Annotated in this window: 21 protein-coding genes; 16 read left to right on the forward strand and 5 right to left on the reverse strand. The window is 43.6% G+C overall.

From position 1 onward, the window contains the following. The first annotated feature begins 32 nt into the window (after nt 1-32). The 4 genes from HMPREF9065_RS06760 to HMPREF9065_RS06745 all read left to right on the forward strand — a co-directional run bounded on the left by HMPREF9065_RS06760 (nt 33) and on the right by HMPREF9065_RS06745 (nt 3,675). The gene (locus tag HMPREF9065_RS06760) at nt 33-932 is read left to right on the forward strand and encodes a siderophore ABC transporter substrate-binding protein (protein WP_033002443.1); all 900 of its coding nucleotides are present in this window, start codon (nt 33-35) and stop codon (nt 930-932) included. Nucleotides 933-1,008: 76 nt separating this feature from the next. Further along, a complete protein-coding gene (locus HMPREF9065_RS06755; RefSeq protein ID WP_021615670.1) occupies nt 1,009-1,974 on the forward strand; it encodes an ABC transporter permease in 966 nt (321 codons plus the stop codon). Continuing rightward, nucleotides 1,964-2,905 (forward strand): iron chelate uptake ABC transporter family permease subunit, encoded by a 942-nt coding sequence (locus HMPREF9065_RS06750; protein ID WP_021615671.1) that lies wholly within the window; start codon nt 1,964-1,966, stop codon nt 2,903-2,905. Before HMPREF9065_RS06755 ends, HMPREF9065_RS06750 begins: the two co-directional genes overlap by 11 nt. An 11-nt stretch (nt 2,906-2,916) precedes the next feature. Further along, on the forward strand, nt 2,917-3,675 hold the full coding sequence (locus tag HMPREF9065_RS06745) for an iron ABC transporter ATP-binding protein (protein ID WP_021615672.1): 759 nt from the start codon (nt 2,917-2,919) through the stop codon (nt 3,673-3,675). 81 nt (nt 3,676-3,756) lie between these two features. Here the strand turns inward: HMPREF9065_RS06745 and HMPREF9065_RS06740 are convergent, their stop codons facing one another. Both HMPREF9065_RS06740 and HMPREF9065_RS06735 read right to left on the reverse strand, forming a co-directional pair. Then, nucleotides 3,757-4,164: a YhcB family protein gene (locus tag HMPREF9065_RS06740; RefSeq protein ID WP_021615673.1), complete on the reverse strand. Its 408-nt coding sequence runs from the start codon at nt 4,162-4,164 to the stop codon at nt 3,757-3,759. 94 nt (nt 4,165-4,258) lie between these two features. Further along, nucleotides 4,259-6,118 carry an ATP-binding protein gene (locus tag HMPREF9065_RS06735; protein ID WP_033002444.1) on the reverse strand — a complete coding sequence of 620 codons (1,860 nt, stop codon included), beginning with the start codon at nt 6,116-6,118 and terminating at the stop codon, nt 4,259-4,261. Nucleotides 6,119-6,326: 208 nt separating this feature from the next. Between HMPREF9065_RS06735 and xseB the strand changes: the two genes are divergently transcribed. The 3 genes from xseB (at nt 6,327) to dxs (ending at nt 9,413) form a co-directional block, all read left to right on the forward strand. Then, entirely contained in the window at nt 6,327-6,572 is a 246-nt protein-coding gene (xseB, locus tag HMPREF9065_RS06730; protein WP_021615675.1) for an exodeoxyribonuclease VII small subunit, read from the forward strand. A 10-nt stretch (nt 6,573-6,582) separates the two neighbouring features. Beyond that, on the forward strand, nt 6,583-7,473 hold the full coding sequence (gene ispA / locus HMPREF9065_RS06725) for a (2E,6E)-farnesyl diphosphate synthase (RefSeq protein ID WP_021615676.1): 891 nt from the start codon (nt 6,583-6,585) through the stop codon (nt 7,471-7,473). 83 nt (nt 7,474-7,556) lie between these two features. Further along, nucleotides 7,557-9,413 (forward strand): 1-deoxy-D-xylulose-5-phosphate synthase, encoded by a 1,857-nt coding sequence (gene dxs, locus HMPREF9065_RS06720; RefSeq protein WP_021615677.1) that lies wholly within the window; start codon nt 7,557-7,559, stop codon nt 9,411-9,413. A 607-nt stretch (nt 9,414-10,020) separates the two neighbouring features. On the opposite strand, the gene ytfE is transcribed toward dxs, so the two are convergent. Then, nucleotides 10,021-10,698, reverse strand: coding sequence for an iron-sulfur cluster repair protein YtfE (gene ytfE / locus HMPREF9065_RS06715; protein ID WP_033002445.1), 678 nt, complete (start codon nt 10,696-10,698; stop codon nt 10,021-10,023). Between the two features lie 190 nt (nt 10,699-10,888). Here ytfE and HMPREF9065_RS06710 point away from each other — a divergent pair, with 190 nt between their 5' ends. After that, nucleotides 10,889-12,070, forward strand: a complete 1,182-nt coding sequence (locus HMPREF9065_RS06710; protein ID WP_033002446.1) for a cytochrome-c peroxidase — start codon at nt 10,889-10,891, stop codon at nt 12,068-12,070. Nucleotides 12,071-12,174: 104 nt separating this feature from the next. Here the strand turns inward: HMPREF9065_RS06710 and rlmB are convergent, their stop codons facing one another. Both rlmB and rnr read right to left on the reverse strand, forming a co-directional pair. Then, the gene (rlmB, locus tag HMPREF9065_RS06705; protein WP_021615682.1) at nt 12,175-12,915 is read right to left on the reverse strand and encodes a 23S rRNA (guanosine(2251)-2'-O)-methyltransferase RlmB; all 741 of its coding nucleotides are present in this window, start codon (nt 12,913-12,915) and stop codon (nt 12,175-12,177) included. Next, on the reverse strand, nt 12,908-15,286 hold the full coding sequence (gene rnr / locus HMPREF9065_RS06700) for a ribonuclease R (RefSeq protein ID WP_021615683.1): 2,379 nt from the start codon (nt 15,284-15,286) through the stop codon (nt 12,908-12,910). The genes rlmB and rnr overlap by 8 nt, the downstream gene beginning before the upstream one ends. 161 nt (nt 15,287-15,447) lie before the next feature. On the opposite strand from rnr, the gene HMPREF9065_RS06695 reads away from it, so the two are divergent. From HMPREF9065_RS06695 to bamA, 8 genes are all read left to right on the forward strand, one after another. Next, nucleotides 15,448-17,106, forward strand: a complete 1,659-nt coding sequence (locus HMPREF9065_RS06695) for a putative transporter (protein ID WP_021615684.1) — start codon at nt 15,448-15,450, stop codon at nt 17,104-17,106. 158 nt (nt 17,107-17,264) lie between these two features. Further along, a complete protein-coding gene (pyrH, locus tag HMPREF9065_RS06690) occupies nt 17,265-17,987 on the forward strand; it encodes a UMP kinase (protein WP_021615685.1) in 723 nt (240 codons plus the stop codon). 38 nt (nt 17,988-18,025) lie between these two features. Beyond that, nucleotides 18,026-18,583, forward strand: coding sequence for a ribosome recycling factor (gene frr / locus HMPREF9065_RS06685; RefSeq protein ID WP_006716863.1), 558 nt, complete (start codon nt 18,026-18,028; stop codon nt 18,581-18,583). A gap of 110 nt (nt 18,584-18,693) precedes the next feature. Further along, on the forward strand, nt 18,694-19,899 hold the full coding sequence (gene ispC / locus HMPREF9065_RS06680; RefSeq protein ID WP_021615687.1) for a 1-deoxy-D-xylulose-5-phosphate reductoisomerase: 1,206 nt from the start codon (nt 18,694-18,696) through the stop codon (nt 19,897-19,899). A gap of 22 nt (nt 19,900-19,921) precedes the next feature. Further along, nucleotides 19,922-20,641: a polyprenyl diphosphate synthase gene (gene uppS, locus HMPREF9065_RS06675; protein WP_021615688.1), complete on the forward strand. Its 720-nt coding sequence runs from the start codon at nt 19,922-19,924 to the stop codon at nt 20,639-20,641. 14 nt (nt 20,642-20,655) lie between these two features. Further along, on the forward strand, nt 20,656-21,525 hold the full coding sequence (locus HMPREF9065_RS06670; RefSeq protein ID WP_021615689.1) for a phosphatidate cytidylyltransferase: 870 nt from the start codon (nt 20,656-20,658) through the stop codon (nt 21,523-21,525). A 10-nt stretch (nt 21,526-21,535) separates the two neighbouring features. Next, on the forward strand, nt 21,536-22,867 hold the full coding sequence (gene rseP / locus HMPREF9065_RS06665; RefSeq protein WP_021615690.1) for a sigma E protease regulator RseP: 1,332 nt from the start codon (nt 21,536-21,538) through the stop codon (nt 22,865-22,867). Between the two features lie 34 nt (nt 22,868-22,901). Then, on the forward strand, nt 22,902-25,307 hold the full coding sequence (bamA, locus tag HMPREF9065_RS06660) for an outer membrane protein assembly factor BamA (protein ID WP_021615691.1): 2,406 nt from the start codon (nt 22,902-22,904) through the stop codon (nt 25,305-25,307). Nucleotides 25,308-25,332 lie beyond the last annotated feature (25 nt).

Here is a 25,332-nt window from a genome sequence, read left to right on the forward strand (position 1 = left end):
GTTTTCAATCACATATACCAAGGAGGCTTATGATGTTAAAAAAAGCATTGTTAACACTCACCTGTATTGCGATGGCAACGTCCGCATTGGCAAAAGAGGTTACGATTCCCACGGCACGCGGTGATGTCACGTTAAGTGCGCCGCCCGCCAAAATAGCAGTGTTTGATACCGGCAGTTTGGATACATTGCAAGCCTTAGGTGTGAAAGTGGATGGCGCAGCAGATGTGGCAAAACTCCTTCCGTATCTGAAACCAACCTTAGATTCGGCAAAAAATGTCGGTACTATTTTTGAGCCCAATTTAGAGGCTTTAAATGAATTAAAACCAGACTTAATTATTGTCGGCACCCGCACGGCGAAAAAATTTGATGATGTCAGCGCTATTGCAAAAACGATCGATTTAACCGATAACGGCGATAAATTAGTGGAAAGCGGCATTCAACGCATTGACAGTTTCGGTCGTTTATTTGATAAACAAGCGGCAGCAGACAAGTTAAAAGGTGAATTGGAAACCTTATTAAAAGACACTAAAGCCGCCGTGAAAGACAAAGGCAACGGTTTAATTATTTTAGTCAACGGTGGCAAAATTTCCGCATTCGGTAGCGGTTATCGTTTAAGTTTTATTCATGATGAACTTGGCGTACCAATGGCGGATCCGAGCATTAAAGGTACCGGTCATGGCCAACCGGCGAGCTTTGAGTTTATTGAAAAAACCAATCCTGACTGGTTGTTTGTGTTAGATCGCATTTCTGCTATTGGCGAAGAAGGTAAAACCGCCAAAGAAGTATTGGATAATGAATTGGTTCGTCGCACTAAAGCCTGGAAAAACGGTAATGTCATTTATCTCAGTAGCGCTTCCTACTTAGCGCCGGGCGGTGCGGAACAATTAAAAACGGACTTAAACGCGATTAAAACCGCTTTCGAGAAAAAATAATCATGCTTATCGTTCTCTTCATTGTGTCAAACTAAGACAATAATGAAGAGAACTTTTTATTGCCTAAAAAAACGCTATGTCGAATATTTTTACCCTAAATCGGATAAATTTTTTCATTCTTGTATTACTCGCCGCATTAAGCATTACCGTGGGCGTAGCCGATTTCCATTGGTCTCAATTTTTTTCTCAGCCGGAACAAATGCAAGTCCTGTTAGTCAGTCGATTGCCTCGTACCTTCGCCGTGATTTTAGTGGGAGCGACTCTTGGCGTGGCAGGCATGGTATTACAAATTGTCTTAAAAAATCGCTTTATTGAGCCGGGCATGATCGGCGCCAGTCAAAGCGCAGCATTGGGGATTTTATTAACCAGCCTGTTATTTCCAAGCGCCGCCTTGCTTATCAAAATGTCCTTCGCCACCGTCTCCGCACTCATTGGCATGGGCATTTTCACCTTATTGTTACAGCAATTGCCGCCACATCAACGTCTCATGGTGCCGTTGGTGGGGATTGTGTTCGGCAATATTATTGAGGCGATGACCACCTTTCTTGCCTACGAAACAGACAGCTTACAAACCTTGTCCATTTGGTTTTCCGGCGATTTTTCCGGCATCTTGGCAGGACGTTATGAATTATTATGGCTTACCGCCGCCCTTGCTGTGGTGGTTTATATTATGGCCGATCGTCTGAGCATTACCGGACTGGGGAAAAATATCAGTACCGGCTTAGGGATTAATTATCGTCAAATGACGTGGTTTGCGTTAATTGTGGTGGCGATGATTACTGCGGTAGTCGTAGTCACCGTTGGGCAAATTCCCTTTATCGGCCTGGTTGTACCGAATATTATTTCCCGCTTAGCCGGTGACCGATTACGCCAAAATCTGCCTTCGGTTGTATTGCTCGGCGCCAATTTGGTCTTGATTTGCGACATTATAGGTCGAGTCATTAACGCACCTTATGAAGTACCAATTTCGACCATTTTCGGCATTGTCGGCACATTGATTTTCCTCTATTTGTTATTTAAGGGGAAACCCAATGCAAAATAATCGTGTCATGTTATTACTCGGTGCCTTACTCACGCTTGCCTGCGCCTTTTTTATGACCTATCACGCCAATGGTAACTGGGATTTCATTTTGCCGTTTCGTGGAAAGAAACTGTTGTTATTGCTGATAATGGCTTACACCATTGGCATATCTACATTACTGTTCCAAACCCTAACCAATAACCCGATTCTAACCCCCAGCATTTTAGGCTTTGATTCCTTATATTTATTGGTACAAAGCATTTTAGTGTTTCTCTTCGGCGGGATTGGATTTACACAACTCAATGTGGCCGGCAAATTTGCTTTTGAAACTTTGCTTATGTTGCTTGGCGCACTCCTGTTATTCCGTACACTCAGCAAAAACAATAGCGATCTCGCCCGCATGATTTTGGTGGGGATTATTTTCGGGGTGCTTTTCCGCAGTGTAAATAACCTGCTACAGCGCATGATCGATCCTAATGAATTCGCCGTTGCACAAGGATCTTCCTTTGCCAGTTTTAACACGGTGAACCCAACCTTATTATGGATTGGTACTGTCATTACATTGGTCAGCGCCCTGTGGATTTGGCAACAACGTTTTAAATTAGATGTACTCCTACTGGGGCGTGAACGCGCTATCGGATTAGGCTTGGAATATCATCAATTCAGCCGCCAATTACTCATTTGCTGCGCATTTTTAGTGTCAATTTCCACCGCACTTGTGGGACCGATTCTGTTTTTAGGCTTATTGGTTTGCGCCATCGTCAATGCCATCAGCCCGACCATGCACCACAGCATTCGCATCCCAATGACGTTTATGGTGTCGACCATCACGCTAGTGAGCGGTCAAGCCGTATTTGAACAGGTAATGAAGATGCAGGGTGTGCTTAGCGTAGTTATCGAATTTGTCGGTGGATTGGTGTTTATTTATTTGATGTTAAGACGGGCAAAATAAAGGAATGTCTTGTGATAAAAATTGAAAATATAACCTATAAAATTAATCAAGCGACGATTTTAAATAACATTAATCTCACCATCCCAAACGGTGGCATTACCGCATTGATCGGCGCTAATGGTGCCGGTAAATCCACGCTACTCTCTTTGGTTGCGCGCTTAAATCCGATTCAACAAGGGCAAATTTGGCTAAATGATATGGATATTGGCACCACGCCATCACGCACAATTGCGCAAAACCTGGCAATTCTGACCCAAGATAACGTGATTCATAGTCGCATTACGGTAAAAGATCTGTTGATTTTCGGCCGTTACCCACACCATCAAGGGCGTCCAACGGAAGAAGACAATGCCATCATCCGCGATGCCTTACAACGTTTTGAATTAGCCCCCTTAGCTAATCGTTTTCTTAGCGAACTTTCCGGCGGTCAACGTCAACGCGCCTTAATTGCCATGACGTTCTGTCAAAAAACCGATCATGTGCTACTTGATGAGCCGTTAAATAATCTGGATATGTTCCACGCCCGCGAGCTGATGCGCTTGCTACGCCAACTGACCGATGAACTGGCACTGACTACCGTTATGGTGGTGCATGACATCAATATGGCAGCCGCCTATGCCGACACCATTGTTGCCATGAAAAACGGTGAAATTGCCATGATTGGTACACCGGAAGAAATCATTACCCAAGAAAATTTAAAAACGGTTTTTAATTTGGAAGCGGAAGTGTTAAGCCATCAGAGCAAAAGACTGGTCGTACATCATATGTAGTAGATTAGTTGAAAAGTGCGGTAGATTTTCATCCTGTTTTAAAACAGCCCAAAAATTCACCGCACTTTAAGGGAGAAGTCTTTATCTTTCTGCCTTTAATAATCCGGAAGAACCTTCCGAATAATCTTTCGGCTGATCATCCGATACGGCTGTCGAAGTCTCATCTGCGCCACCCACATTCTGCGCTTGGAACAACGCCTTCTCATCTAATTCAGGCAATAATTGAACAGAAGCGCCGGCAAAATGCTGATATAAATGTTGATAATCCTGCGCTAACGTTTTTAAGAGATTTGCGCTTTCTGCAAAATGTTTTTCAAGTTGCTGCTTTTGATTCTCTAATTGTGCTTTTAATTGGCGTAATTCCGTTTCGGTTTTCACCTGTTTTTTCACAGAACCTTTGGTAAAACGCAATAAAAAATACCCTATCGCGAATCCCACAACCAAACCAAGTAACGCGGCTCGCCACATCTCCGGTGTCCAAGATTGCATACATCACTCCTTTATCATTGAATAGAAAAAAATCGCTATTATCATAGCTTGAACGTTTTTATATTTCTATGGGCAAGATCACATAACGATAATATTATGCATACTGTTTTAGCCACGCTCTCAGTTTTTCCACATCCTCTTGCCATTCTTCGCTCAGTTGTTGGCACCAAAGGGCAATATTCTCCTCCCATTGTGCCGTCTCGGCATTTTGTGAGAGTGATGCAATTTCCTGCAAGCGTTTTAAACCAACAGAAGCCAACGCACCTTTAATTTTATGCGCCGAGGAAAGCACATTGACTTTCAATGCCGGATCCTGCAAATAGGCTTGATAGGCCTGCTGTAATTCAATGGCGTATCCTGCCATGGTTTGTTCAAATAAGGTGAGATTATCTTGCACAAATTTCACCCCCAGCATTTCCACCAATTCGCCCAACATTTTCGTATCAAAATCGGCAGAGGCTTGGGGTTGCTTGGTGTCGGTGAGTTCAAATTGCGTGATTTCTTCGCCGAAATAATCGAACAGACACTGATTCAACTCATCCAACGACAGCGGTTTGTGAATGACATCATCCATGCCTTGCGCGACATATTCTTCTTTTTTCTGCACCACATTTGCCGTCAAGGCAATGAGCGGTGGCAGGAAATCATAAGTGCCATTTTCATAGTTTTGACGTAAGTGATGGGCAATATCAAAGCCTGACATATCCGGCAACTGAATATCCAAAAACACCAAATCATAATAATTTTGCTCAAATTTTTCGATCGCCTGCGCACCGGTCATCGCAACATCAATTTGGTAACCCAATTTTTCCAGCAAGGATTTCGCGACCACCACATTCACTTCAATATCTTCCACCAACAAGATATTAAGCTTTAATGGCAACTTGCTGTCGTTTTCTGACGGACGAAAAGCCTCTTCTGCCTTAAACGTTAACAAAAAGGTGGAACCCTGCCCCATTTTGCTGGTAACGGTTAAATCACCTCCCATTAATTTAGCTATAGCTTTGGACACCGATAACCCAATGCCGCTCCCCAAGGATTTATTACGGTTAGAACTCACTTGATAATATAGCTCAAAGATTTTTTCTAAATCGGCTTCACCAATGCCAATGCCCGTATCCGTCACGCGAATCGCAAATTCATTATTAGCGATTTGCTCAACCGATAAGGTTACACTGCCTTGTTGGGTAAATTTCACTGCATTGGTAATCAAGTTCCATAAAATTTGATTTAACCGCACGCCATCCAACATCAGCCAGTTTGGCAAGGTTGGCGGGCAATCTAAGTGAAATTCAAGACGTTTTTCTTCCGCCATTAATACAGCGAAATTGCTAATGTCATTGAGCAAGGCATAAAAATCCGTTTCTTTGCAATGCAATTCAATACGGCGGGCATCAATTTTTTCTAAATCAATAATATCGCTGAAAATATGCGACAAAGAAATCGCACTGCTATTGATGGTTTTTAAATAATTGCGTTGGCGTTCGGTGGGGTGCTCTTCCAACAAAATGCGGCTTAATCCGATAATGCCGTTTAACGGGGTGCGCAACTCGTGGCTGATCGTTGTCATTAAGGTGGTTTTGTCTCGGCTAATTTTCTCCACTTTGTCTAACGCTGCCGACAAACGACTTTCGACTAAAAGTCGCTCTTTTACTTCGCTTTTCAGTTCTGAAACAGAATGGGAAAGTGCCTGGCGAGAATATTCCAGCTTTTCCACCAATAACGTAAAAAAATAAATCACAAAAGGTGCCGAAATCATCCCAAATACAATAGAGCGAAGTAAATCTTGCCAGTAAATTTTTCCGACAAAAATCAGGCTGAGCACCATTTGGGTACACAACGCCAAAATCGCCAAAATCATCACGCCTAACAACGAGAAACGGATTTTCCCTAAACGAACGACCCATTCCACATAGCGATGGGCAAAACTGCCAAAATGTTTGATTTTTTTCATAAGAATCCATAACAAAAAATAATGTGCATTGTACCTGAATTGCGCCATTTACGCGGAAAAGTTTTCTTACTGCACGAAAGTGCGGTCAACAAACACCTGAAATATTGACCGCACTTTTGCGCCCACTTCACGCAATTCTTCCTAACAATAGCGATAAAAATCAAGTACAATACGGCAATTCTATTTTGCTGCAAAAAAGGATAAGACCATGGCGCGCAAACCGGCTGAAAAAAACGAACCGGATTTTGAAAATACCTTAAAACAACTGGAAGAAATCGTCTCCCGTTTGGAAAATAACGACCTTTCTCTTGAAGAGGCATTAAAAGATTTTGAACAAGGCATCAAGCTGGCTCAGTTAGGTCAAGAACGCTTACAGCAAGCGGAACAGCACATCCAAATTTTGTTACAAAAAAACGAAAGTGCCAAACTCAGCGATTATCAAGCGGAAGAATAACGGGGCGGCAATGTATCAGTTCTCAGAAGATTTACAGCAAGTTCAGCAGCGAATTAATCACTTTTTAGCAGAGCAATTTGCCCACCTCGATAGCGCGCCCGCGCCTTTAGCTGACGCCATGAAATATGGCTTATTGTTGGGCGGAAAACGCATTCGCCCCTTTTTAGTTTATGCCACCGGCAGAATGCTCGGTGCCGATTTAGCGCAGCTTGATTATGCAGCAGCCGCCATTGAAGCCATTCATGCTTATTCATTGATTCATGATGATTTGCCTGCCATGGACGACGACGAATTACGTCGTGGCCACAAAACTTGTCACATTGCGTTTGACGAAGCCACCGCGATTTTAGCCGGTGATGCGTTGCAAGCCTTTGCCTTTGAAATCTTAACGGAGATTCCAGCGCTATCGGCGGAACAAAAGCTGGCGCTCATTAAAACCTTAAGTGCCGCCTCCGGTGTCAAAGGCATGTGCTTAGGGCAAAGTCTGGATTTAATATCAGAACACAAAATCATCAGCCTGCAAGAATTAGAACACATCCATTTAAATAAAACTGGTGCCTTGCTCACTGCAGCCCTCACTATGGGCTTTATTTGCTCGCCTCATTTTGCAGACAAGGCTTTAGCACAACCGCTGGAACGCTACACCACGGCAATTGGGCTCGCCTTCCAAGTACAAGATGATATTTTAGACATTGAAGGCGATAGCGAAACCATTGGCAAAACGGTCGGCTCCGACTTGACGGCAGATAAAAGCACTTATCCGAAATTATTGGGGCTGGAAGGTGCCAAACAAAAAGCACAAGAACTTTACGAAATGGCATTAGCCGAACTGAGAGATTTACCTTTTGATACCACCGCACTTTATGCGTTGGCGGAATTTATCATTAAACGAAAAAGCTAATCCGCCCTCAAAAGTGCGGTGGAAATTAACGCTGTTTTTAGCGTGCTGAGATAGAAATTTAACGTTGGAATTGATTACCCTTTATGCAAAATTACCCCCTTTTATCCTTAATTAATTCACCTGATGATTTGCGCTTGTTAAACAAAGAACAACTCCCTCAAGTGTGTCGAGAGCTACGCGAATATTTGTTGGAATCGGTGAGTCAAAGTAGCGGACATTTAGCGTCCGGTTTAGGCACGGTGGAACTGACCGTTGCGCTGCATTATGTCTTTAAAACGCCTTTCGATCAGTTAATTTGGGATGTGGGCCATCAAGCCTATCCTCATAAAATCTTAACCGGTCGTCGTGACCAAATGTCGACGATTCGACAAAAAGGCGGGTTACATCCCTTCCCTTGGCGTGGTGAAAGCGAATTTGACGTGTTAAGCGTAGGACACTCTTCCACCTCGATCAGTGCAGGATTAGGTATTGCCATTGCTGCAGAACGAGAAAATGCCGGAAGACAAACGGTTTGTGTCATCGGTGACGGCGCCATTACGGCAGGTATGGCATTTGAGGCATTAAATCACGCCGGCGCGTTGCACACCAATATGTTGGTGATTTTAAATGATAACGAAATGTCTATTTCGGAAAATGTCGGTGCATTAAACAACCATCTTGCCCGAATTTTCTCCGGTTCGTTCTACTCTACCGTGCGCGACGGTAGCAAAAAAATTCTCGACAAAGTGCCAACGGTGAAAAACTTTATGAAAAAAACCGAAGAACATATGAAAGGCGTGATGTTCTCACCGGAAAGTACCTTATTTGAAGAATTGGGTTTCAACTATATCGGCCCTATCGACGGACACAATATTGATGAATTAATCGCGACATTGAGCAATATGCGCGATCTAAAAGGCCCTCAATTACTCCACATAAAAACCAAGAAAGGCAAAGGCTATACCCCGGCAGAAAACGACCCTATCGGTTTCCATGGCGTGCCAAAATTCGACCATTTAAGCGGTCAGTTACCAAAATCCAATGCCACCCCAACCTATTCCAAAATTTTCGGCGATTGGTTGTGTGAAATGGCAGAACGAGATCCAAAACTTATCGGGATCACCCCGGCAATGCGCGAAGGTTCCGGCATGGTGGAGTTTTCTCAACGTTTCCCACAACAGTATTTTGATGTGGCGATTGCTGAACAACACGCAGTGACCTTTGCAGCCGGTTTGGCGATTGGTGGATACAAGCCTGTGGTCGCGATTTATTCAACTTTCTTGCAACGCGCTTATGACCAACTGATTCATGATGTCGCCATTCAAGATCTGCCGGTTCTCTTTGCTATTGACCGTGCAGGCATTGTCGGTGCCGATGGTCAAACTCACCAAGGTGCATTTGATATCAGTTTCATGCGCTGTATTCCAAATCTTATCATCATGACACCAAGCGATGAAAATGAATGCCGCCAAATGCTTTATACCGGTTACCATTACGGTAAGCCTGCCGCCGTGCGTTATCCACGCGGAAATGCCGTAGGCGTTACCCTAGAACCGTTACACCCCTTGGAATTGGGGAAATCAAAGCCTGTTCGTGAAGGTAAAAAAATCGCCATTTTAAATTTTGGTACGCTTTTACCAAATGCCTTGGTTGCCGCGGAAAAACTGGATGCCACCGTGATTGATATGCGGTTTGTCAAACCGTTGGATATCGCCCGTATTAACGAGATTGCCAACAGCCATGAACTCATGGTGACATTAGAAGAAAATGCGATTCAAGGCGGTGCCGGAAGTGCGGTGGCGGAAGTATTAAATCAGCAGCAACACCAAGTGAAATTATTGCAATTAGGCTTACCAGATTTCTTTATTCCGCAAGGATCGCAAGCAGAAACGCTCACTGATTTAAAATTGGATGCTGCTGGCATTGAACAGCAAATCGTAGATTTTCTGGCTGGGAAATAACTCTTCCAATCAAAAACGACAGAGAATTCAATCTCTGTCGTTTTTCTTTTGGGTCGCTATTGAAAAAAACAAAGAAATTTTCGCTTTTCGTTGAACTATTTTTCAGATGTTCAGTCTTAACAAATGCTAGTGCGCTGCAAATGCAGTCGTCTTTTAACGTTTTCTTATATTTAAGACCTCCCCGCTATTCAGAAATTGGATAGCGGTTTTTTCTTTTTTGGGAAAAAGGAAACGAGGAAAAGGAAAAAGTGCAGTCGATCTCTGACAGATTTTAAGTCAAGGAACAATAACAATCCGCACGTAAAACGTGCGTTTTTTAGGCTCCCCTATAAGGATCTATACTTCACAAGCCTCTCAAGGGGCTTGTGAAAACTGACAACCGTGTTTATTTTCATATCACTATTTTAGTGAATCGTAGCGTGCAACTTGTTGCACGAAATCATGAATGCCCGAAAGAGTTAAATAACGTTCCGTGCGTAATTTGGTCGTGCATCAAGATGCACGCTACGCATGAAATCGTGAATTACACATCGAGGTTAATCTTTTAATAAAAAAGCCATTAATACTGTATTAATGGCTTATTAATGTTGAATTTTGGAGTTTGCGCTTATCGGCTGCCTTCTTCAATCACACGTGGAAACAGAATATTATTTTCCGTATGAATGTGCATCATTAAATCATCCATAAATTCTTTAATGCCGCTATAGAGTGCACGCCAAGTATTGCAAGCATCTGCCGGTGGCGTTAAGTTATTGGTCAAGGCTTTTAGCACCTCTAAATGTTCGCCATGTTCGGCGTGTTCATGTTCCATCACCTGAATCGGCATTCTTGCCATGGCGTAATTGCCCATCTTGATCATTGGAAATAAAATTTGCTCTTCTTTCATCATATGGCTGCTTAAATCAGCATAAACATTGTGTAATTCAGCTGCCACACCGACCGGGCAATCATCACGATCACCATGTACAGATTCTACGCGTTCAGCCAACACAATAAGTTCTTGTAGCTGAGCACGATGACGCTCATGATAACGATGAATAATATGATCGATGATTTCGGCATAAGGTGCAGTCAACCAACGTTGCTCATCGTCTTGCTGTTTACTCTCTTGTAGTTCGGTTAAACGCGCTTCGATTTCCGCTAAATTTAAATTTCTCTCTGCTACTGCAGCACCTAATGTATCGGCACCACCACAACAAAAATCTAAATCATACTCACGTAAAAGTGCGGTAGATCCTGGAATTGAAATCGCAATTTCACTTAATTTCTTATCGGCAAAAGACATTCTAATTTCCCCCATAATGTGTTAATAACAAAAACCTAGCAAAATAGTAAACTATTCTCTAAAAAGATAAAGGGCTTTTTTAAAAAAATTTGTTTTATATGATTCAGGTCAAAGGTCATACCTTAAAATGGGAAGACGGAAAAAGTCGAAAAGCGGTATCCTAAATAGCACCACTTTACAAGGACACACCATGAACCGTTTATTGACCACGCTATTTGCCGTATGGCTACCTCTTTCAACCCTTGCCTTAGAAAAAGAAGCCCGTGAAATGCCGAAAGGCGGAATTGATAAAGCTCTATTGGGACAAATTTTATTTTTTGACAATAACCTTTCTTTTCATGGCAATCAAAGCTGCTCCAGTTGTCACAGCCCGGATACCGCCTTTGTTGACTTACGGGAAAACAGTGCAGACAAAATGGTCTCGCAAGGCGATGATCCAAAACTGTTCGGCACACGCAATGCACCAACCATGCTTTATGCCAGCTACGCACCTGAATTTCATTATGATGAAAAAATTCAAGATTATGTAGGCGGTCAATTCTGGGACGGGCGAGCCAAGAACTTAGCTGAACAAGCGGGCGGGCCACCAATCAATCCGGTGGAAATGGGGATGCCAGACAAACTTTCTGTCGCTAAACGGATCTACAATACGCCGATGTATTTCATGCTCTTAACCCAACATTATGGCGAAGCCACATGGGACAGCGTAGATAGCGTTTATGCCGCGATGGAAAATGCCCTTGCCGTATTCCAAAAAGAAAAACGCTTATTACATCCTTTTGATAGCAAATACGACAAATCGTTGCAGGGTAAATATGCGATGACTGCGCAAGAAAAGCGCGGCCGGCAGTTATTCTTTGATAACACCAAAACCAACTGCAGCAACTGCCACCAAGCGCAACATGCCGAACATAAAGAAGAAACCTTCACGAATTATCGCTATTACAACATGGGTGTGCCGAAAAATCAGCGTTTAATCGCGCATAATCAGCTCAGCCAGGATTTTATCGATAACGGTTTGTTGGATAACCCAATGGTCAACGGCGATCAACGCCAAAAGGGCAAATTCAAAGTGCCAACTCTGCGCAACATTGCCGTCACCGCACCTTATATGCATAACGGTGTGTTTAAACATTTACGTACTGCGTTGGAATATTTCGATCATTTCAACAACCCGGCACGTAAACTCAACCCCGAAACCCAACAACCTTGGGACGCACCGGAATATGCTACGACAATAAATCAGGACGATCTTAAGGCGCCAGCGTTAAGCGATGAACAACTGGACGACCTTGAAGCCTTTTTGAAAACCTTAACAGATGAACGCTACGAAACGTTGCTGAGACAATCTGAAAAACGCCCGTCAAAATGACCGCACTTTTCGCGCTTTACCTTGACAGGCACTTAGTCGGCATGAAACGCCTCGATACTGGGAAAACTAACCCAAAATCGAGGCAATTAATCTCTTCCGCTTGTTCACACTGCTAACCGTTGGCGGACGATTTCAAACAAACAAACACCGGTTGCCACGGAGACATTGAGGGAAGAAACCGAACCTGCCATTGGAATGCTGATGAGTTGATCACAATGCTCTCGAGTTAAGCGGCGCATGCCTTCGCCTTCTGCTCCCATGACCAATGCCAGGGCACCGGTGAGCTTGGTTTGATAGAGAGTTTCGGTGGCTTCACCGGCGGTGCCAACAATCCATACATTGTGTCGCTCTTGTAGATCACGCAGGGTGCGGGCAAGGTTAGTCACTCGAATAAGCGGGACATTTTCTGCTGCGCCACACGCCACTTTTCGCGTGGTCGAATTGAGTTGGGCAGATTTATCTTTTGGCACAATCACTGCAGTTACGCCTGCTGCATCTGCCGTTCGCAAACAAGCACCAAGGTTATGTGGATCGGTGACGCCATCTAAAACCAATAATAAAGGCGCGTTGCGTATTTCGAGTAAACGATCCAAATCATGCTCATTTAATTCCGGTAACGGGTGCACTCGCGCAATAATGCCTTGGTGCACTTCGCCTTCCGCTTTTTTATCCAAGGTTTGGCGATTTAAAAATTGAACGGAAATGCCAAGTCGTTGAATTTCATTAATCAAAGGCTGTAAACGTTGGTCGTCTCGGCCTTTTAACGCTAACACTTCAATTAAACGTTCCGGGTGATTAGAGACAAACGCTTTTACTGCGTGGATACCATAAATTGTTTCACTCATGTTTTTTCTTTACCTTCTTCGTTTTGGCGGCTTTGGGTTTCATTTTAGAAACGTGACTTTTTTTGACCGCACTTTTGTTTATTTTTGCCTTTTGGTTTGTTGTTTTCTTAGGCGCTTTGACTTCCGCTTTCTTGGCTTTCGTTCGTGCCGTTTTACCACTACGTTTCGGCTTGCGTTCACTTGAAATTAAGGAAAAATCAATTTGTTTTTGCTCTAAACTCACGGCTTCTACACGCACTTTCACCGCATCACCGAGACGGAAAATCATGCCGCTGTTTTCACCGATCAGACGTTGTTTCGGCATATCGAATAAGTAGTAGTCATTCGCCAAACCGGAAATGTGCACTAAGCCATCGATAAACAGATCATTCAAACGAACAAAGAAGCCGAAACCGGTCACGGAAGAAATGACGCCATCAAATTCTTCGCCCACATGATCTTGCATGTATTCGCATTTTAGCCAATCAGCAACTTCACGGGTGGCATCATCGGCACGACGTTCTGTGGAGGAACAATGCGCGCCAAAGAGATCCATTTCATCAAGTTGATAATGATATCCGCCGGTGTCGGTCGTTTTACGTTTAGAACCCTTTTGTTTCGCCAATAAGTATTTGATGCCACGATGTAACGTCAAATCCGGATAACGACGAATCGGCGAGGTGAAATGGGCATATTCTTCTAATGCCAAACCGAAGTGACCGATGTTGTCGGCGCTATAAACCGCTTGGCTCATAGAACGTAGCAACATGGTTTGGATCAATTCGTGATCCGGGCGTGGTTTAATCTGTTCAAGTAGCTGTGCATAATCCGTCGGTGTCGGTTTATTCCCACCGGATAGACTCAAGCCACATTCCGCCAAGAAACTGCGAAATGCCGTAAGTTTTTCTTCACCGGGCACGGCATGAATACGGTAAAGCGCCGGTTCTTGATGTTTCGCCATTAAGTTGGCAGACGCAATATTTGCCAAAATCATACATTCTTCAATGATTTTATGGGCATCGTTACGCACGACCGGCTCAATACGTTCAATACGTCCCAACGCATTGAAAATAAATTTACTTTCAATAGTTTCAAATTCGATGGCGCCGCGTTGTTGGCGAGCTTTTACCAATGCCCGATACATTTCATGCAGGTCTTGTAAGTGAGGGACTAAGGATGCATAACGTTCACAAAGTGCGGTGTCTTTTTCCAGTATTTTTGCCACTTTGTTATAAGTTAAACGGGCATGGGAATTCATCACCGCTTCGTAAAATCGATAATCCGTCATTTTGCCTTTGGCAGAGATCGTCATTTCACACACCATACACAGGCGATCCACTTGTGGATTTAACGAACATAAGCCGTTGGAGAGTTTCTCCGGCAACATCGGCACGACGCGATTTGGGAAATAGACAGAATTGCCTCGATTATAGGCTTCCGTGTCCAATGCGCTTTTCGGTCGAACGTAATAGCTCACATCAGCAATGGCGACCCAAAGTTTCCAGCCTTTGCCTTGTTTTTGGCAAAATACCGCATCGTCAAAATCGAGTGCATCTTCGCCGTCAATGGTCACTAACGGCAAGTCACGCAAATCTACACGGCCACGTTTAGCCTCTTCAGGCACGTCTTCAGCCCATTTTTTAAGTTGTTTTTCCACCGCACTTGGGAAACTGTGGGGAATATCATGTTTACGAATGGCAATTTCCACTTCCATGCCCTTCGCCATATTGTCACCCAGTACTTCGGTAATTTTGCCGATAGGTTGGAAAAAGGGCGCTGTGCGCGGATGGAGTTCTACCACAACGACTTGCCCCATGCGGGCACCAAGACGGGCGTTATCAGGAATTAAAATATCGCGTGTAATACGGCTGTCGTCGGGCACCACATAACCGATGCCTTGTTCAAGGAAAAAACGACCGACAATTTGTTTTTTGTTCGCTTCCAACACCCGCACAATGCGCACTTCTGGACGACCTTTGCGGTCAAATCCGTTAGGTTGCGCCAACACATAATCGCCGTGCATGACTTTCTGCATTTGCACGTTGGGAATAAAAAAGTCGTCTTTTTTGCCTTCCACTTGTAAAAAACCGAAGCCTTCTCGATGTCCAATCACCATGCCTTTAATCAAATCCAGTTTTTCCGGTAAGGCATAGCATTTGCGTTTGGTGAATATCAACTGACCGTCATTTTCCATGGCGCGTAAACGACGGCGCATGGCTTCTTGTCGTGTTTCATCCGTGATGCCCAACGCGACAAAAATTTCTTCTTTCGTCATGGGCGCATTATGCGTACGGATAATCTGCAAAATAAATTCCCGACTGGGAATGGGGTTGTCGTATTTGGCTAATTCTTTTGCATAATTCGGATCTTGAGGAGGGGATTTTTTGGCCATGGTATTTAAATTTATCGAAATGAAAGTGCGGTTCATTTTAAAAAGATTTTCTTATTAGGCAAGGAAAAATGTGATTGAGGCGACATTTTTTCGCTTTTTCTCAGCAACCCGAAAACTGACTTGCTATAATCCTTTTTAGTTAATATTACATTGAGGTCGTTATGAGCGATATTGCGATTACCATTAGCCTACTCGCCTTGGTTGCCGTGATCGGTTTATGGATAGGCCATTGGAAGATCAGAGGCGTCGGTTTCGGGGTCGGCGGCGTGTTATTCGGCGGCATTATTGTGGCGCATTTTACCCAACAATACGGCTTAGCGTTGGATACGCACACATTGCATTTCGTGCAAGAATTCGGCTTGATCCTGTTTGTTTACACCATCGGGATTCAAGTCGGCCCCGGATTTTTTTCCTCGTTGCGCCGTTCAGGGTTAAAACTGAACGGTTTTGCATTTTTGATTGTCTTGCTGGGTGGGCTGACCGTAATTGGCATCCACAAATTCGCCAATGTGCCGTTAGACATTATTTTAGGGATTTATTCCGGTGCGGTAACTAACACGCCTTCTCTGGGTGCAGGGCAGCAAATTTTGTCAGAACTTGGAGGCAACAGCACCACGGCAAGCATGGGGATGGCATACGCCATGGCGTACCCTTTCGGAATTTGTGGCATTTTGCTGACCATGTGGTTAGTGCGTTTGTGTTTCCATGTGAAAATTGATGAAGAAGAACAACATTTTCAGCGTGAAAGCGGACAAGACAAAGAAACCTTGACCACCATGGACATTAAAGTCACAAATAAAAATTTGGATGGCTTGCGTTTAATTGCCGTACCGGGGTTCGGTGCCGGCGATGTGGTGTGTTCCCGTTTAAAACGTGGCGATAATCTCTGTGTTCCGAAAGCGGATACGGAAATTCATTTAGATGATGTATTGCATTTGGTGGGGGAAAACGAAGCCTTACAAAAAATGCGCTTAATTATTGGCGATGAGCTTTCCGTGAAAATGACGACCGCCGGTGGCGATATTCGTTCTGAACGGGTGGTGGTAACTAGCGAAAAAGTCTTAGGGAAAAAAATCAAATCGCTGGGCATTCATCAAAAATACGGCGTCGTGATTTCTCGTTTAAACCGCGCCGGCGTGGAATTGGTGCCGACCGCCAATACGACGTTGCAGTTCGGTGATGTATTACATATGGTGGGACGCACCGATGTGATGAACAATGCCATTTCGGTGATCGGCAATGCAGCACAAAAATTACAACAAGTGCAAATGTTACCGGTATTTATCGGTATTGGCTTGGGTGTGCTTTTCGGCTCGATTCCTTTTTATCTTCCCGGTTTTCCGGTGGCGTTAAAGTTGGGCTTAGCCGGCGGGCCGTTAGTCATTGCATTGATTTTGGCGCGTATCGGGACGATTGGTAAGCTATATTGGTTCATGCCGCCAAGTGCTAACTTGGCGTTACGCGAGTTGGGTATTGTCTTGTTCTTGGCGGTTGTAGGGTTAAAATCCGGCGGCAGTTTTGTGGATACCTTATTAAATGGAAGTGGTCTGGAATGGATGGGCTACGGCATCATTATTACGTCAGTGCCTTTACTCATTACCGCCGTTATTGCCCGTTTATACAGCAAATTGAACTACCTTTCTTTGTGTGGCGTGCTTGCCGGCGCCATGACCGATCCGCCGGCATTAGCGTTTGCGAATGCGATTAAAGAAGACAGTGGTGCTGCGGCGTTATCCTATGCCACCGTGTATCCGCTGGCGATGTTCTTGCGGATCATTTCGCCACAGTTATTGGCCTTGTTACTGTGGAGTTTCACATAACGAGAAACGCGCATTTTTATGACCGCACTTTGTTTCACAAGATTTTATCGGAGCAAAAGTGCGGTTGTTTTTTTAGGTGATTTTGGGTCGTTCACTTCACAGAACAGGTAAGATCCAGTAAAATAAGCCGATTTTTTGCTAATACAAAAGGAAAAAAGATGAGCCTACCTATTTATAAAAGAATTTTGTTAAAACTCAGCGGAGAAGCCTTACAAGGCGATGAGGGTTTCGGCATTGATGCGTCTATTCTTGATAGAGTTGCGTTAGAAATCAAAGAACTGGTTGAAATGGGTGTTGAAGTGGGTGTCGTCTTAGGCGGGGGCAACTTATTCCGCGGTGCTAAATTGGCCAAAGCAGGGATGAACCGTGTGGTCGGCGACCATATGGGGATGCTTGCTACCGTTATGAACGGTTTGGCAATGCGTGATTCGCTTTTCCGTGCGGATGTGAATGCAAAATTAATGTCGGCATTTCAATTAAACGGCATTTGCGATACTTACAACTGGTCTGAAGCCATCAAAATGTTGCGTGAAAAACGCGTTGTCATTTTCTCCGGCGGTACAGGCAGTCCGTTTTTTACCACGGATTCAGCTGCGTGCTTACGCGGTATCGAAATTGAAGCGGACGTTGTGTTAAAAGCAACGAAAGTGGATGGTGTATATGATTGCGATCCGGCAAAAAATCCAAATGCCATGCTTTATCCGCACCTTACTTATGCCGAAGTGATTGATAAAGAATTACAAGTCATGGACTTAGCAGCCTTTACCCTAGCTCGCGATCACGGTATGCCGATTCGCGTGTTCAATATGGGTAAACCGGGGGCGCTACGTCGCGTGATTACCGGCGAGCAAGAAGGCACACTCATTTGTGCAAAAGACTAGTTTAACGGTTTGATTTATTTAATAGAGAAGGAATTATCGTGATTAACGACATTAAAAAAGATGCGCAAGACCGCATGGAAAAAAGCCTTGAAGCGTTAAAAGGCCATATTGCAAAAATTCGTACCGGCCGTGCGCAACCAAGTTTGTTGGATGCCATTCAAGTGGATTATTACGGCTCTGCCACACCATTACGTCAATTAGCCAACGTGGTGGCAGAAGATGCTCGTACTTTAGCGGTAACTGTGTTTGATCGTTCATTGATTCAAGCGGTAGAAAAAGCCATTTTAACCTCCGACTTAGGCTTGAATCCATCTTCTGCCGGTACAACGATTCGTGTGCCACTTCCACCGTTAACAGAAGAACGTCGCCGTGATTTGATTAAAATTGTGAAATCAGAAGGCGAGCAAGGTAAGGTAGCAATTCGTAACGTACGCCGTGACGCGAACGATAAAATCAAAGCTTTGCTAAAAGACAAAGAAATCAGTGAAAACGATCAGCACAAAGCTGAAACCGAAATTCAACAAATTACCGATAAATTCATCAAAAAAGTCGATGAAGTGTTAGCGGAAAAAGAAAAAGAATTACTCGATTTCTAATCATAAAAACAGGTTAACATCAGACGCAGTGCCTTACTGCGTCTTTTCTTATATGGGCGGATGAGGTTTTCATACAGCCCGAAAAATTGACAAAGTGCGGTTGAAATTTTATGCAAAACAAACAAAAGGTCGTGATTCTTGGCGCGACAGGTTCCATCGGTAATAGCACCCTTTCGGTGATTGAACACAATCCGGAAAAGTATGAGGCGTTTGCTTTAGTCGGGGGTTCCAATGTGGATGCGATGTTTAAAAAATGCGTGAAATTTCGACCGCACTTTATTGCTTTGGCAGATGAACATTCTGCAAAAATACTGCGTGAAAAATTGGCAGCACATCAGCTTCCAACCCAAGTATTTGCCGGTCAACAAGCCATTTGTGAATTAAGTGCACATCCCGAAGCAGATATGGTCATGGCAGCGATTGTTGGTGCGGCAGGATTGTTGCCAACGTTGTCGGCAGTGAAAGCCGGCAAAAAAGTTCTGCTGGCAAATAAAGAAGCATTGGTCACTTGCGGCCAGATTTTTATTGATGCGGTAAAACGCTATGACGCGCAATTATTGCCGGTGGACAGTGAACATAACGCCATTTTCCAATCGTTGCCTCCGCAGGCTCAACAACACATTGGATTTTGCCCGTTGGCAGATTTGGGCATCAGTAAAATCGTGCTGACCGGTTCGGGTGGGCCTTTCCGTTATACGGATTTAAGAGAATTTGACGGTATTACACCGGAACAGGCGGTGGCGCATCCTAACTGGTCTATGGGCAAGAAGATCTCTGTGGATTCCGCAACGATGATGAACAAGGGATTGGAGTATATTGAGGCCCGTTGGTTGTTTAATGCGACAACCGATGAAATGGAAGTCATTATTCACCCGCAGTCCATTATTCACTCCATGGTACGCTACATTGATGGCAGCGTTATTGCGCAAATGGGGAACCCTGATATGCGCACACCGATTGCGGAAACCATGGCGTATCCGCACCGCACTTTTTCCGGTGTCGCTCCGTTAGATTTTTACCAATTAAATGGGCTGACTTTTTTAGCGCCGGATTATCAACGTTATCCTTGTTTGAAATTGGCGATAGAGGCTTTTGCAGCAGGACAGTATGCAACTACTGCCATGAATGCGGCGAATGAAGTGGCCGTACAAGCCTTTTTAGATCGCCAAATTAAATTTACGGATATTGCCAAACTGAATCAGGCTGTCGTGGAACAAATGCCGTCGCAACAAATCAAACAGATTGATGATGTGCTGGAGGTGGATCGTGCTGCTCGTGAATATGCACGACAACAATTGGCACATTGGTCACACTGATATTTTGCATTGAGAAGGGATAATGACAGAATTAGATCGGAATAATATTCCGCAACACGTTGCGATTATCATGGATGGCAACGGGCGTTGGGCGAAGCAACAAGGAAAAATGCGCGTTTTTGGACATAAAAACGGCGTGGCGGCAGTACGTGAAGCCGTGTCTTATGCCCGCAAAATTGGGGTGAAATATTTAACCTTATATGCGTTTAGCAGTGAAAACTGGAACCGCCCCGAGCAGGAAGTGAGTGCATTGATGAATTTATTTATGCAAGCGCTTGATTTTGAGGTGAAAAAACTGCATAAAAATGACATTCGTTTGAAAATTTTAGGCGACATTTCCCGTTTTAGTGCAGGCTTGCAGGAAAAAATCAAAAAAGCGGAAAAATTAACGGAAAATAACACCGCACTTACGTTAAATATTGCCGCAAATTATGGCGGGCGCTGGGATATCGTTCAGGCGGCACAGCAGTTGGCGGAACAGGTTCAAATGCAACAAATCACTGTTGCAGATATTAACGAAGCTTTATTGCAACAACATTTGGTGACGAAAGATGAGCCTGAAGTGGATTTATTGATTCGTACCAGCGGTGAACAACGCATTAGCAATTTCTTATTGTGGCAAACAGCCTACGCGGAACTATATTTTTCTGATGTACTGTGGCCGGATTTTAACGAGGCCGAGTTTCATCAGGCGATTTTATCTTATCAACAACGTCATCGCCGTTTTGGCGGGACCGAATAATTGAGGAATATATTGTGCTTAAACAACGAGTTATTTCGGCAATTGTGTTAATTGCCCTTGTCTTTACGGCGTTATTTTTATTCTCACCTTATTATTTTGCTCTCGCCTTGGGCGTTGTTGTGGTATTAGGTGTTTGGGAATGGACCCAGTTCTTTAATTTCAAACAACCAACCTTTTGGCGCTATGCCATCACCGGCTTAAGTGCTGCCTTTTTATTCCTCTGGATCTATGGGGAAGGCAATTATTTAGATGCCGGCCGTGTATTTGAACTGTATGCACAGCCGATTTTATTGGGCGCAGTTATTTGGTGGCTGGTGGCATTATTTTTTGTGGTGACTTACCCGAAAAGTAGTGCCGTTTGGGGCAAACATTCCGTCTTACAATTCTTTTTCTGTTTCTTTACCCTTATCCCATTTTTAATCGGCGTATTATTGTTACGTTTAGATCATTATGTGGCAGCGCCTTATCACGGCATTATGCTGTTGTTGTATGTATTTGTTTTGGTTTGGGTAGCGGATTCCGGTGCTTATTTTGTCGGTCGTAAATTTGGTAAACACAAATTGGCACCGAAAGTTTCTCCTGGAAAATCTTGGCAGGGGGCGATTGGCGGTTTGGTGATGGCAGGCATTGTTGCAGCCATTTTTGTGAATATAGCACAACAACGTTTGACTGCGAATGTCTCGTCCGAAGCCTTTATTGCTTTGTCAGTGGCAACCGTTGCCATTTCTATTTTAGGCGATTTAACGGAAAGTATGTTTAAACGCCAAAGCGGTATCAAAGATAGCAGTCATTTAATTCCGGGGCATGGCGGCATTTTGGATCGCATTGACAGCTTAACCGCTGCCGTTCCATTCTTTGCCTACTTCTATTTCTTTGTCTTATAGGATTGGCGATATGTCATTTTTGTGGTCAACCGTTTCATTTTTGATTGTGATTGCCGTTTTAGTGACGGTGCATGAATATGGCCATTTCTGGGCGGCACGAAAGTGCGGTGTGAAAGTTCATCGTTTTTCTATTGGTTTTGGCAAAGTCATTTGGTCGCGTACTGATAAACAAGGAACAGAATTTGCGGTGTCAGCCATTCCGCTTGGGGGCTATGTCAAAATGCTGGACGGACGCAATGAAGAGGTGCCTGAGACCTTAAAATCACAGGCCTTTGATCATAAAACGGTCGCTCAACGTGCTTTTATCATTGCCGCCGGTCCGTTAGCCAATTTCTTGTTTGCCATTTTTGCTTATTTTCTCGTTTATTCCATTGGCATTCCGAGTATTAAGCCGGTAATCGATGAAGTTCGTCCCCAATCGATTGCTGCAATGGCACAAATACAGCCGAACACCCAAATTACGGAAATTGATGGCGTTTCAACCCCTGATTGGGAAACCATTAATATGTTATTAGCCACCAAATTAGGGGAAAGCAAAGTTGATCTGACGTTAGTGGAATTTGGTTCCAACATTGAACAGCATAGAACGTTAGATTTATCCAACTGGACGTTTGATCCTGAGAAACAAAGTGCGTTCGGATCCCTCGGTATTGTACCGGTGAGAAGTAAAGTGGGTATGATACTCTCTAAGATTACTGAAAATTCACCGGCAGAAAAAGAAGGATTGCGAAAAGGCGATAAACTCTACTGGTCGGATAACAGTAAAATTGAGTGGCATACGTTTCTAGAAAAGGTTCAAGAAGGCAAGCCATTAACCCTAAAAGTAGAACGTGATGGTGTGCGGTTTGATAAAACACTTACACCAGAACTGAATGAAAAAAAACGCTGGTTTGTGGGAATTTCCCCGACTTTTTATCCCTTGGCTAATGAATATCGTACTGAATTAAAGTATGATATGCTTGAAGCCTTACAAAAAGGGGTAGAAAAGACCTTTCAACTCTCTTGGTTAACGATTAAAGTCATCGGGAAATTAATCACCGGCAATTTGTCTTTGAATAACTTAGGCGGTCCAATTTCCATTGCCAAAGGGGCAGGTGCCTCTTCTGAAATTGGTCTGATTTATTACCTGAGTTTTATGGCATTAATTAGTGTTAATTTGGGCATTATGAATTTATTTCCATTGCCAGTACTGGATGGGGGACATCTTGTCTTTTTGGTGATGGAAGCGTTGAAAGGAAAACCGGTTTCCGAGCATGTGCAGAATGTGAGTTATCGAATTGGTACTGTCTTGTTATTGATGTTAATGGGACTTGGACTAATTAATGATTTTTTACGTTTATAACTAATTACGTATTTTATACAGGATAAAATTTACGATGAAAAAACTCTTAATTGCAAGCCTCTTATTTGGTTCGACGAGTGTTTTAGCCGGCACCTTTGTCGTACAAGATATTCGTGTTGATGGCGTTCAATCCACTACTGAAAACAGTATTATCGCCAGTTTACCGGTACAAGTTGGGCAAAAAATCAACGACGCCAACATTGCCGATGTCGTACGTACGCTTTTCTTAAGTGGTCAATATGATGATGTTCGCGCTTCTCAACAAGGTAATACGCTTGTCATTTCAGTTACACCGAAATCCATTATTTCCGATGTAATTTTAGAAGGAAATAAAACCATTCCGGATGAAGCACTAAAACAAAATTTAGATGCTAACGGCTTCCAAAAAGGGGAGCTATTAAATCGTGAAAAATTAGAAACATTTCGTGCAACATTAGAAGATCACTATCACAGTGTTGGTCGTTATAATGCGCAAGTGAATACGATTGTCAATCCGCTACCGAATCATCGTTCCGAAATTAAATTGCAAATTAAAGAAAACGATGTGGCGTTGCTTAAAGAGCTCAATTTTGTCGGCAATCACGTTTTTAGTAAAAGCAAACTGCAAGATCAAATGGAATTACAACCGGATGCGTGGTGGAAGCTTTTCGGTAATAAATTTGATCCAAGCCAATTCAACAAAGATCTCGAAGCCATTCAAAACTATTATTTTGACCATGGCTATGCCAAAGCGAAAGTAACCGGCACCGACGTGCAATTAAATGATAAGAAAACAGAAGCCCGTGTCACCATTAATATTTCTGAAGGTGATAAATACACGGTGAAAAACGCACGTATTCTCGGTGATTTAGGCGGTATGAAAGATCAGTTGGCACCAACATTAAATCAAATTCACCTTGATCAATATTTCCGAGGCAGTGATGTACACGCTGTTGAAAACAGTATTAAATCTATTTTAGGTGAAAAAGGCTATGGTAGTGCTCAAGTGAGTGTACAGCCGGATTTTGACGATCAAGATAAAAGCGTTAATTTAAGTTTTGTTGTTGATGCCGGCAAACGTTATTCTGTGCGCCAAATCCGTTTTGAAGGAAATACTGTCACTGCCGATAGCACATTACGCCAAGAAATGCGTCAACAAGAAGGCAGTTGGTTATCCACCGACTTAATCGAACTCGGTAAAGTGCGGTTAGATCGTACCGGATTTTTTGAAACCGTAGAAAGCCGTACCGAACCGGTTGAAGGCAGCAGTGATGAAGTGGATGTGGTGTACAAAGTTAAAGAGCGTAACACCGGTAGCATTAACTTCGGGGTTGGTTATGGTACGGAAAGCGGTTTAAGCTATCAAGCCAGCATTAAACAAGAGAACTTCCTTGGTATGGGATCATCCTTAAGTCTTGCCGGTTCCCGCAATGACTACGGAACCAGTGTTAACTTAGGTTATACCGAACCGTATTTCACGAAAGACGGCGTGAGCTTGGGTGGAAATGTCTTCTTTGAAAACTATGACAACTCAAAAAATAGCAATTCCGCCGCTTATACAAGAACAACTTACGGTGGCAATGTCACCTTAGGTTTCCCAGTGAATGAAAATAACTCCTATTATGTGGGTTTAGGCTATGTTTATAATAAATTGAAAAACATTACGCCGGAATATAGCCGCGCGCTCTACCTAGCCTCAATGAATTATGATAACTGGGCATTCCGCTCCCATGACTATGATTTTTCTTTCGGTTGGAACTACAACAGCTTAAATCGTGGTTTCTTGCCGACCGAAGGGGTCAAAGCCACCTTTGGCGGAAGAGTAACCATTCCTGGTGCTGACAATAAATACTATAAACTCAATGCAGACGTTCAAGGATTCTATCCGCTAAATCGCGATCAAACTTGGGTATTATCCGGTCGTTTAGGGGCGTCCTATGCTAATGGCTTAAGCGGTAAACGTTTACCGTTCTATCAAACCTATACGGCAGGTGGTATCGGTAGTTTACGTGGTTTTGCTTACGGTGCAGTAGGTCCACAAGCGATTTATATCAATCCGCGCGCTTGTAACCCGGCTAGCGTCACCACCAAATCCGAGTGTTATAGCCTACTTAACGGCGATATTGTTGGAGGTAATGCAATGACATCTGCCAGTGTAGAATTGATCATGCCAACACCTTTTGTTTCGGAAAAAAGCCAAAACTCCGTGCGCACATCATTATTTATTGATGCCGCAAGTGTATGGGATACGCATTGGAAAGCTGAGAAAAATCAATTTGCTCACTTAAGCACCAAACTACCTGATTATGGCGATCCGTCACGCATTCGTTCTTCTGCCGGTATTGCCTTCCAATGGCAATCACCAATCGGTCCGCTAATCTTCTCTTATGCTAAACCGATTAAGAAATACGAAAATGATGACATTGAACAATTCCAATTTAATGTCGGTGGTTCATTCTAATTTAATGAACTTAAGTTAATTAATA

It is taken from the genome of Aggregatibacter sp. oral taxon 458 str. W10330, assembly GCF_000466335.1.
In the GTDB taxonomy this organism is placed as follows: Bacteria; Pseudomonadota; Gammaproteobacteria; order Enterobacterales; family Pasteurellaceae; genus Aggregatibacter.